The organism is Roseibium sp. RKSG952 (assembly GCF_009711355.1).
Window position 1 is genome coordinate 82,006 of the sequence record NZ_SMMF01000940.1, and the last position, 9,919, is coordinate 91,924.

Annotated in this window: 8 protein-coding genes; 3 read left to right on the plus strand and 5 right to left on the minus strand. The window is 59.4% G+C overall.

Annotated features, from left to right (window positions below; translation table 11 throughout):
* Positions 1-86: 86 nt before the first annotated feature.
* The 5 genes from E1297_RS28200 to E1297_RS28220 all read right to left on the minus strand — a co-directional run bounded on the left by E1297_RS28200 (position 87) and on the right by E1297_RS28220 (position 6,366).
* On the minus strand, positions 87-2,645 hold the full coding sequence (locus tag E1297_RS28200; RefSeq protein WP_155144117.1) for a DUF3141 domain-containing protein: 2,559 nt from the start codon (positions 2,643-2,645) through the stop codon (positions 87-89).
* An 11-nt stretch (positions 2,646-2,656) separates the two neighbouring features.
* Entirely contained in the window at positions 2,657-3,421 is a 765-nt protein-coding gene (gene fabI / locus E1297_RS28205) for an enoyl-ACP reductase FabI (RefSeq protein WP_368669709.1), read from the minus strand.
* Between the two features lie 109 nt (positions 3,422-3,530).
* Positions 3,531-4,745 (minus strand): MFS transporter, encoded by a 1,215-nt coding sequence (locus E1297_RS28210; protein WP_155144120.1) that lies wholly within the window; start codon positions 4,743-4,745, stop codon positions 3,531-3,533.
* 127 nt (positions 4,746-4,872) lie between these two features.
* A complete protein-coding gene (locus tag E1297_RS28215) occupies positions 4,873-5,631 on the minus strand; it encodes a S9 family peptidase (protein ID WP_155144122.1) in 759 nt (252 codons plus the stop codon).
* Positions 5,632-5,688: 57 nt separating this feature from the next.
* The gene (locus E1297_RS28220; RefSeq protein WP_155144124.1) at positions 5,689-6,366 is read right to left on the minus strand and encodes a class I SAM-dependent methyltransferase; all 678 of its coding nucleotides are present in this window, start codon (positions 6,364-6,366) and stop codon (positions 5,689-5,691) included.
* Positions 6,367-6,475: 109 nt separating this feature from the next.
* Here E1297_RS28220 and E1297_RS28225 point away from each other — a divergent pair, with 109 nt between their 5' ends.
* The 3 genes from E1297_RS28225 to feoB all read left to right on the plus strand — a co-directional run bounded on the left by E1297_RS28225 (position 6,476) and on the right by feoB (position 9,757).
* Positions 6,476-7,399 carry a LysR family transcriptional regulator gene (locus E1297_RS28225; RefSeq protein WP_155144126.1) on the plus strand — a complete coding sequence of 308 codons (924 nt, stop codon included), beginning with the start codon at positions 6,476-6,478 and terminating at the stop codon, positions 7,397-7,399.
* 163 nt (positions 7,400-7,562) lie between these two features.
* Entirely contained in the window at positions 7,563-7,853 is a 291-nt protein-coding gene (locus E1297_RS28230; protein ID WP_155144128.1) for a FeoA family protein, read from the plus strand.
* Positions 7,854-7,900: 47 nt separating this feature from the next.
* On the plus strand, positions 7,901-9,757 hold the full coding sequence (feoB, locus tag E1297_RS28235; RefSeq protein ID WP_155144130.1) for a ferrous iron transport protein B: 1,857 nt from the start codon (positions 7,901-7,903) through the stop codon (positions 9,755-9,757).
* Positions 9,758-9,919 lie beyond the last annotated feature (162 nt).

A 9,919-nucleotide genomic window follows, 5' to 3' on the forward strand; every position in this document is an offset into this window, starting at 1 on the left:
CGCGGAAATGCGGCGGTCGTTTGGCTGGACAGTATTCGGATGCAGACCGGCAGGCCCGCATCCGGGGGGGGCCGTGGAGTGTTTCGTTATTCCGTCGGGTTTTCCGTCTTCTTCGGCGCGGCGCGGGGTTTGCGGACGGCGGCAGGTTTTGCCGTCTTGCGTGGCGCCGATTTTTTCTCTTCTATCGGCGCGGCTGCTGCCTTGACCGTCTTTGGTGCCCGGGTTTTCGGCCCTGCGTCAATGGACTTGGGCCTGAGAGAGGCAAGCGGATCTTCGGCAATGTCGCCGGACACCGGCGGCAGGCCGAGAACGGAATGGAACTGCTGCAGAAGTTCCAGTGTATGGGGGGCCATTTCGTCGATGGCGCCCGGGATGTACTGAACGACTTCTGCGGCCAATTCCCGGTCTTCCCTGGTTTTGAGAAGCTTGGGCAAGGTGGCGATGGCCTCGTCCCGGGCGAACTCGGCAATGATGTTCTGCTCGTGCAGGATCATCGCGCGTTCATCCGCGCTGAGCGATTTGAAAGGTTCGTCCTTGTTGAGGACGCGGGCGGAGCGCTCCAGCCGGTCGCGGCGGACGCTGCCACGGCTTTCGGCCAGCAGGATCAGCATGCGGATGACGGCTTCGCAGAACCCGCCTTCCTCGATTCGCATCAGGGCCGACTGGACTTCGGGCAGGGCGCGCAGTTCTTCCTTGTGCTTGAGAGTGCGGCCCGGCTGGTGTGTCCGGCCGAACCAGCGGGCAAAAGGTGTTCCCCACATGCTGAAGAACAGGTTTTCATACCATGTGTCGCGCATGTCCCGGTAAAGGTCGAGGGACTGCTCGAACATGGCAGCGCTCACATGCTGCATCTGGAGAAATGGATTGCTGTCTTCGGCCGGTGCACGCTCTTCCTTGACCTTGTCGGCTAAGCCGGAAAAAGGCTGGATCATCGGGTTCTGGCTGGAGAAGAACGCGTGCTGCATCCGCAAGGGGTGGGTCTTGCGCCGCAGGTCCGCCGATTGCTCGGTGACACCCGCCTGAACGACGGGACGAACCATGACATCGTAGAATTCGGCCTGCTGTTCGGAGGCACGCGCGACGGCGGCAAACGGAATTTCATCATCCCGGCCATCATCCAGTGTCTTCAGGTCGTCCACCGTGCGTTCGTGGAAGCTCACCGTGAAGGTGCGTTCGATAAGACCGCCTTCAAAATCGTCGATCTTCATTTCATAGAGGCCGGGCGCGAGCGCCTCTATGGTCTTGAGCGTCGAGGTGACTTCGGTGTGCTCTTTCTTGGCGATTTTGGAGGAGACGAAAATCCCCAGATGCCCGACCTGATCATGCACCATGTAGATGATGCGCTGGCCGCGGATGGCGATCTCGCGCTCGTCCGCATAGGTGTCGATGATCCAGTTCAGGGCCTGCTGCGGCGGGGTGATGTTGTCGCCCTGGCTGGCGAAGACGATGATCGGCGAGCGGATCTGTTTCAGGTCGATATTGCGGCCCGGCTCCAGCTGGGCCTCGTTCTTGGCAACCCGGTTGCCGACAAACAATTGCTCGACGATCCAGCGCATTTCGGCTTCGGTCATCAGCATGTAGCCGCCCCACCAGCGCTCGAAATCGAGAAACCGGTGCGGTTCGGTGTCGACCTTGGCGTATAGGTCGTAATACTTGCCGAAATAGTTCCGGGCCGGATTGAGCTGTTCGAAATTCTGGACGATGTCGGCACCGTCGAAAATCCCGTGTCCGAGATCGGACAGCAGCATCGGGTTGATGGTGCCGCCGAGAACGCCTGCATTGTATCGCATCGGATTTTTGCCGACGACCCCGGCCCAGGTCTGGACCGGGGAGCCGTTGAGCACGATCGGTCCGGTCAGGTCCGGATTTGTGGCCGCGAGCAGGAGCGTGGCCCAGCCGCCCTGACAATTGCCGGTGATGATCGGTTTCGGCGCTTCGGGGTGCCACTCCATCACCTTGCGGACGAAATGGGCTTCGGCATGGGTGACATCGGCAAGCGTCTGCCCTTCGACAGGCATGCGCTTGAAAGCCACAAAATAGACCGGATGTCCGTCGTGGAAGGCAACGCCAACCTGACTGTCGGGCTTGAAACCGCCGATCCCGGCGCCGTGGCCGGCGCGCGGGTCGATAATGACATAGGGCCGCTTCCAGGGCTTGGTTTCGACGCCTTCCGGCGGAATGATCCTCAGCAGCATGTAGTTGCAAGGGCGCGGCAGGTCGGCGCCGTCCACGGCCACTTCGTAATCATAGATCAGAACGGGCGGGCAGCCTTCTGCTTCATGCTCCAGAAAGTTGTCGCCGCGCTGGCGCATGGTGTCCATGGTCAGCACCATGCGTTGCCCCGCATCGACCCAATAGCTTTGCCAGTCGTCCCAGAGGCTGCCGTTGTTCTGTGCGTCCCGCATGGCGCCGGTGACTTCGCCGAGCTCGGCGAGGCTTTTCTGGAAACGGGACTTGTGCGTCTCGGCGATTGCCGTCAGGTGTGTCGAGAGGCTCCTCGTCATGATGTCGCTCATGGTCGACATTTCATTGAACTGCGCCTGAAGGGTGGTGAACCTTGCACTGGGGGACCAGGCGGTCGCATCGGTCAGGGAGTCGAGAAGCTGATTCTGGCTTGCCGAAATGGCATCGAAAATGTCCTTCATTGACTTAAATCCTATCCAATTATGCTGTAGCCGCCGTCGATCTGATGCACGCCGCCGGTCACGTTGAAGGCTTCGCGGCTGGCGAGGAAGGCGGCGTAGGCGCCGACATCGTCGATGGTGGCAAGGTGATGTGTGGGTGCGCGTTCGGCCGCGTCATTCATCAGGGCATCGAATTCCGCAATCCCCGACGCAGCACGGGTCCGCAAGGGCCCGGGGGACAGCGCATGAACCGAAATGCCCTTCGGTCCGAGTTCGGCGGCCGCATATCGTGTCGCAGCTTCAAGGGCGGCCTTGACCGGCCCCATGACGCTGTAGTTTCGCACCACGAACTGCGAGCCCATGAAGGACACCGTCATGCAGGTGCCTCCGTATTCCATCAGGGGCTCGGCCCGCCTGATCAGGCGCAGGAAGGAGTGGACCGAGATGTCCATGGCAAGCGCGAAGCCGTCAGGGGATGAATCGATCACCCGGCCATGCAAGTCTTCCTTTTTGGAGTACGCAATGGAATGCAGGAGAATATCCAGCTTGCCCCATTTTTTCCGGATCAGGTCGAAGAGGGCATCGAGCTGGGCTTCGTCGCTGACATCCATGGGAGCGATTATGTCCGCCCCGAGTTCACCCGCCAGCGGCCGCACAAATTCGGCGGCCCTTTCCGTATGATAGGTAATGGCTACATCGGCCCCCTGGTTCCTGAAGGCTTTTGCACACCCATAGGCAATCGACTGGTCGTTGGCCACGCCAACCACCAGTGCTTTTTGTCCGGTAAGATTAAACACGTCGACGGGACTCCAACGTCTTGAACATGCCTGACGGCAAGCTGCACCATTGCATATGATATCGCAGTGCAACATTTTAAATATGACGTTAAGATCACAAATGTCCGATTTAAGCGTTCCTACGGAGCTGAAACCGCGAGATCATACGCTTGGCAAGACCGACCCTACGTGAGCTTGCCAGGCCAAGCAACGCCATGCCCCCCGCAAGTGCCAACAGGACCGGGCGCGCATCGTCTCCCGATGCAAAGGTTGCGACAAGCAAACCGGCAATTGGCTGGGACAGATTGTTCAGGCAAATGATCATGCCGGTCGTTTTTCCGAAATCTTCAGGAGGAATGATCTCCTTTCGCAAGGTGCGCACATAGATGTTGAACATCTTGTCGAACCCGGCGATGAACAGGAAGCCGGCTGCATAGACCCAGGGTGTTGCGCCTGAGCCGGTCAGAACAGCGCCGAGGAAGATACCGGTATAGGCCACAGCGCCAAGGGTTCCGAGCCTGATACGGGCATGGGCGGTGAAACTCAGGACCAGAACAGTCGCCAGCGCGCCTCCGGCCAGGAGCCATGCATAGGTCTGATCGCTTTGCTGGAAAAGGCCGGTCATCATGGCGGCGGCCGTCGCCAGCGTGGCACCGACGATCAGATTGACCCCTGCGGCCTGAGCAATCGCGCCCATGAGACCCGGGAGTGTCCAGACCAGTCTTGCGGCCTGGATCAGGTCGCGGGCGGGGTGGCGTCTCTGTGGTGTCCCGGCGAGCGGCTGGACGGCTTTGCGCCCGGGCCAGGCCATGAAGGCAATGTCGGCAAGAACGAAGAGCGCGGTCGCCAGCACAACAGCGCCTTGCCAGGGCATGACCGCCAGAAGATATCCTGCCGCCAGCGGTGCCAGCACGACACCCAGCTGCGAGGCCAGTTGCGCATAACTTGCCACCTGCTCGAACCGTTCCGTCTGGAAGGCGCGCACAAGAACCACTTCAAGTGCCAGAAGGCCCTGAGTGGTCAAGACGCCTGCAATGGCGGACAGACCGATCAGCCACCAGACACCGCCAAACAGGATCTGACCGGTGATGCCGGCCACACACACAGCGGCCCGCAGCAGGCGGCTGATGCGCAACAGGGCAATCGGTGACATCCGGTCACACAAGATGCCGCAGACGGGAAAAGCGGCATAACGCGGCAGGGTCTCGAAAAAAAAGGCCAGCCCGGACCACGCGACGCTCCCCGTCATCTGGAACACCACGAGCGGCACCAGAAACAGAAGGATTTGATCGGCCAGAACCGTCAGGAACATGGACGCGAAGAAGCTGTGGTGTTTGCGGAACATGGTGTCTTTCACGAAAGTCGGGGGGCAACCTGAGGCGGCAATTCACGAGAGTAGCATGATTTTTAAATCGATTTAAATGGCCGGGTTGCTTGCCGGAATTGCGGGGGCTGCTGTGGACCCAGAGGCGTCAGGACAGGTGCTTGCCGAAAAAGGCAAGCAGATCCGCATTGTGCCGGTTCTCGCCTTCGGATGTCGGAACATGGGGTTCGCCGGGATAGAGATGGACGTCAGCGGACCGGCCATGAGCCTTGAGGCGCTCGGCCAGACGCATGGTCATTTCCGGCGACCAGACATCGTCTTTCAGGCCGTGGCTCAGGAGAACCGGTCCGGGATAGGCCTCAATGGCGATCGGGGTCGTTGGAAGCAGGTGATCGGAGCTTCCGCGCCATGTCCAGGCCCGCTCTGCCGGATCCCATGCTTGCCAACCGGGATCACCTTTGTCCCGCCATTTGCACGCGTCAAATGCTCCGCAAATGACATCGGCGGGAGAATGTGCGGCAACTGCGTCCGGCAGATCCGGCAAGTCTTCTTTGGCCATCAGGGAAGTCAGCAGCAGAGCATGTTCGGCACCCCGCGACACGCCGTAGATGCCGGCCTTGCCGGAGCAGGGACCAAACGAGCGCAAGGCGTTGAGCGCTTCGGCCGTCCGGTCCAGCGGAACGTCCTTGATGGCGCCGGCATTCCAGGCGTTGCCGGATCTGGAATAGCTGTGCGGATAGGCAAGAAAGCCGTGTGCGGCCAGTATCACCGCCAAGCGGTGCGACCAGCCGGACCAGCCGCCCTCGGAGCCGTGCAGGATCAGGATACCGGGGAAGGGGCCGTCGCCTGCCGGGCCATAGGTGGTTCCGAACCCGGGCAACAGGCGGCGTAAAATGGAAAGCTGCAAGGAATCACCTTTCTGGGTTTTCCCTCAGCCCTAGGCCCCTGCAAGCCGGAATGCAATCTAAAGGGGCGTTTTGGGTTTCCTCGCGACGACGAAATGGCCTCTGACCTTCTTGCCGAATGTCTGGGTTTCCAGAAGCGTGAATCCGGCGGTGTCCAGCATCTTTTCGACGTCGGTTTCGGAGATGAAATGCAGTTTCGGTGCCTTGCCGAACGCTCTGAGGGCAGCGATCAGGGGTCCGAACAGCCATCGGCTGCGTTTCAGGCAAACGGTTTTTGTAATGAACAGACCGCCGGGCTTCAGCATGTCGAAAGCCTGCCGCGCCACGGCCTCCATGTCCTCGACCAGATGCAGGAAGTTAAAGCCCAGTATCGCGTCATACCCGTCTTCGGGTCCGTTCCGAGGAGGGGCGATCCGCGGGTCGAACGGGTCTGCTTGCAGGAAACGCAGGTTTTCCGGGCTGTCTTGTGTCAGCTTGCTGTTTGCGATCTCGATCATGTTCGCGGCGAAATCGGTTGCAAGGTAGGTTTTGACAAGCGGTGAAAGCTTGAGGGCTGTCGATCCGGTCCCGCAGCCCAGTTCGAGAACGTGAGCATCCGGCCCGATATGTTCCGCGACACGGGCGAGCCAGATCTCATAGCTTCGCGGGTCGCGGATCGGGGCAGCTGCATATTTTTCGGCGATCCCGTCCCAAAACCGTGCCCCCTGAATGTCCTTGACCCCGGTGGAAGTCGTCATGCCCTTGCTCCGATACTGGATGCGTTTCCGCGTGTTGCCTGATCAGTCTTAGTGCAGCAGGAGGCGTCCCGAAATTGCATATATCTGCAGGTGCGATATACAAAATTGCATGAATTGGGCGGCCATCTCGTTTGACTGGAACCGGGCACGGGCTTTTCTCGCTGCGGCGGAGGAGGGCTCCTTGTCGGCAGCCGCTCGCGCCCTTGGTGTGTCGCAACCCACGCTCGGGCGGCAGATTTCGGCACTGGAAACGGAAATCGAGGTGGTGCTGTTCGAGCGTGTCGGGCGTTCCTATGTCCTGACGCCTTCGGGCGCGGAACTGTTGCCGCATGTCAGGGCAATGGCGGAGGCCGCGAACCGCATGGCGTTGACGGCGGCCGGACAGTCAAAGGCGATTGAAGGAACCGTCTGCATTTCCGCCTCCGATTTGATGTCCACCTATGTGTTGCCGGGTTTCGTGGACGAGCTGCGCGAAACCGCGCCTGGCATTCAGATCGATATCCTTGCCTCCAACAGTCTCAGTGATCTGCTGCAACGGGAAGCCGATATTGCCCTGCGCCACGTCCGCCCGGTCGAGCCGGACCTGATCGGCAAGCTCTTGCGGAACATGACCGCCCGGTTCTATGCGTCCCGGACCTATCTTGACCGTCGCGGCTGGCCTCGGGGAGTGGACGAACTGGCCACCGCGCAACTGGTCGGGTTCGGCGACCGGGACGAGATGGTGCGCTGGTTTCAGGATTTTGGCATTTTGCTGGAGCGCTCTGCGATCCGGCACAATTGCGCCAGCGGCGTGGTTGCCTGGCAGCTGGTGCGTGAGGGGCTGGGGATAGGTGTGATGGCGGATGATATTGCCCGGCGGTTTCCGGATGTTGTCGACGTGTTTCCCGCCATGGAGCCGATCCGGTTCCCGCTTTGGCTTGTGACCCATCGGGAATTGCACAAGAACCGCAGGATCCGACAAGTCTACGACTTGCTGGCGGAGCGCTTGGGGGCCGGCGGGATACTGGCTGCCTCAGAAGAGAAGGCATTGTAAAAACCGCCAGCAGAGCTCATTTTGGAAGTATTCTAAAGTACTGAAAACAAAACAAGATATATGAGATATTAAGGTTCTGTAACAATCAAAACTAAATTTTGAAACCAAACCTTCCAGTACCCATAACCTTTGACAGGCAATTGTCTTTGCAACGGGGTGTCTCATGACCGATCCGGAAAACGAAACTCGATTGACGTCTGCATGTGTCGGCGTAACGAGAAGCGTCAAAACAGTATCCGGCGGCAGTTTTGGTGAAGGATTGATCACCCGGTTTCGGGCGTTCGGCGTTGCGCCCTTGCGCAAGCTGAGAGTGTTGCGAAAGGGCTGGCTTGGCGGACCCCTGGTCGTGCGCGTCGGCAAGACCACCAATATTGCCGTTCGCCGCTCGGAAGCCGAGCTGGTGGTGCTGCAGCATCACGATGAAGGCGATCCAAACAGGTCCGAAAGCACCTGAAACCGCCCCTTCCGCAAGCTGGTTTTGAAAAGTCAGGACGGTCGAACATGCTGGACCAAGCCGCATCTGTGCTTCGGGGATCAGACGAACCCCTTGAAACGTCTTCAAGGGTCGCGCGCGTTGCCTTTATCGGTCAGCCCAACACCGGCAAATCAATGCTGTTCAACAGGATCACGGGCGCTCATGCATCGGTTGCGAACTGGCCGGGCATGACCGTCGATTTGATGAAGGCGACGGTCAACTGGAGTGGGGACCGGGTGGAATGTGTTGACTTGCCGGGTGTTTTCGATCTGGAAGGTTACAGCGACGACGAAAAGGTGGTCTGCAACTTCCTGACGAGTGTCGAGATCGATATGGTTGTTGTGGTCCTGAACGCCGCACAGATCGACCGGCAGATCCTGACCGTCCTTCAAATCAGGACCCTTGGTCTTCCCGCAGTTGTCATGTTGAACATGGCCGATGAAGCCAGGAAACTCGATATCGAGATCGATACGGCCGTGCTGAGCAAGCGGTTCGGCATGCCGTTTCATCTGATCAGTGCCAAATATGGTGAAGGCTGTGCAAAGGCTCTGGAGGACCTGACCGACCAGACCCGCCGCCGGTCCCGGGAACCTGCAATCGTCCCGGACTATGACACGCTTCGCAACACGTTGATGTGTGACGAAACCCTGGAAGAGGCCATTTCCGGCGCTGTTGCGTTTCCCGATGAGATCCCGACGACTTTCAGTGAAAGACTTGACCGGATCCTGTTGCACCCGGTGCTGGGCTTGCCGCTTTTTTTCGCCATCATGCTCGGCGTTTTCTGGTTGATCTGGACGGTGGGCCTGCCATCCCAGGACTGGATCGGCAGCGGAACCGACTGGCTTCAGAAGGTGCTGATCGAACCGGCCTTGTCACCGCTGCCTTCAGGATTGCGCGACTTTTTATTGAACGGTGTCTGGCTTGGCGTTGCCACCGTTGCGTCCTTCATGGGGTTGATTATCCTGTTCTTCTTCTGCATGGCGGCAGTTGAAGACAGCGGGTATCTGTCCCGTGCGGCCTATCTGATGGATGCGCTCATGCGCCGGGCCGGGCTCGACGGGCGCGCTTTCGTCATGCAGATGATGGGGTTTGGCTGCAATGTTCCAGCCCTCATGGGAACGCGTGTGATGCGCAGCCGGTCCCTTCGGCTTTTGTCCATGCTGGTGATCCCGTTTTCGCTGTGCTCTGCGCGCCTTGCCGTGTTTGTGTTCATCATTGCGGCGACCTTTCCAGCGGCTTTCGGGCCGTTTGTCCTGTTTTCCTTTTATGTGATCAGCTTCGCGGCGGCGTTTCTGGCCGCAGTGGTCATGAACCGGTCCAAGCAGTTCAAGAGCAACGAGCCGTTCATGCTGGAACTGCCGCCCTACCGGGTGCCGACACTGCGGCTTGTCCTCATGCGCGGCTGGGGCGAGTTGCGGGTGTTCCTGCGGCGGGCCACCAAGTTCATCATTGTCGGCTGCGCCGCCGTCTGGTTCCTGACCAACTTCCCGACCCATGCCACCGGGCTGCACACCTGGGGCGGTCAGATCGGCACTTTCCTGCAGCCGGTCATGAAACCGATCGGGATTGATCCATATCTCACACTTGCGCTGATTTTCGGCTTTATTGCCAAGGAAATCGTGATCGGTTCCCTGTCAACCATCTATGCATTGCCGTCATCCGCGATTTCCGGCGAGATCGCCCATACGGTCACGGCCGTCCAAGCCTACAGTTTCTGCCTGTTTTGTCTGCTTTACACGCCATGCTTGACAACCATTGCCACGGTCCGTGGCGAATCCAAGTCCTGGGGCTTCACCACCTTTTCGCTGGTTCTGTCTCTGGTCTATGCTTGGGGCGTGTCTTTCGTGTTTTACCAGTCGGCATTGCTGCTCGGGTTCCATTGACGTGACTGCGGACAGGCGGGCTTGGTGCAGTACGAGACCTTGGCATATTGCTGGTCTGCGCAGCTGAACGCGCCAATTCTGCTCATTATCAGCTGTTCGGGATGGGGATGAAATGTTCACGGAGCGCCTTTCAAAGGCGGTTTCCGCCTTGAAAGGCTTCCT

Excerpts from the sequence above, each read along its gene's own strand:
- E1297_RS28200 (WP_155144117.1), bottom strand. The coding sequence starts at position 2,645 with ATGAAGGACATTTTCGATGCCATTTCGGCAAGCCAGAATCAGCTTCTC.
- E1297_RS28210 (WP_155144120.1), bottom strand. The coding sequence starts at position 4,745 with ATGTTCCGCAAACACCACAGCTTCTTCGCGTCCATGTTCCTGACGGTT.
- feoB (WP_155144130.1), top strand. The coding sequence starts at position 7,901 with ATGCTGGACCAAGCCGCATCTGTGCTTCGGGGATCAGACGAACCCCTT.
- E1297_RS28220 (WP_155144124.1), bottom strand. The coding sequence starts at position 6,366 with ATGACGACTTCCACCGGGGTCAAGGACATTCAGGGGGCACGGTTTTGG.
- E1297_RS28230 (WP_155144128.1), top strand. The coding sequence starts at position 7,563 with ATGACCGATCCGGAAAACGAAACTCGATTGACGTCTGCATGTGTCGGC.
- E1297_RS28225 (WP_155144126.1), top strand. The coding sequence starts at position 6,476 with ATGAATTGGGCGGCCATCTCGTTTGACTGGAACCGGGCACGGGCTTTT.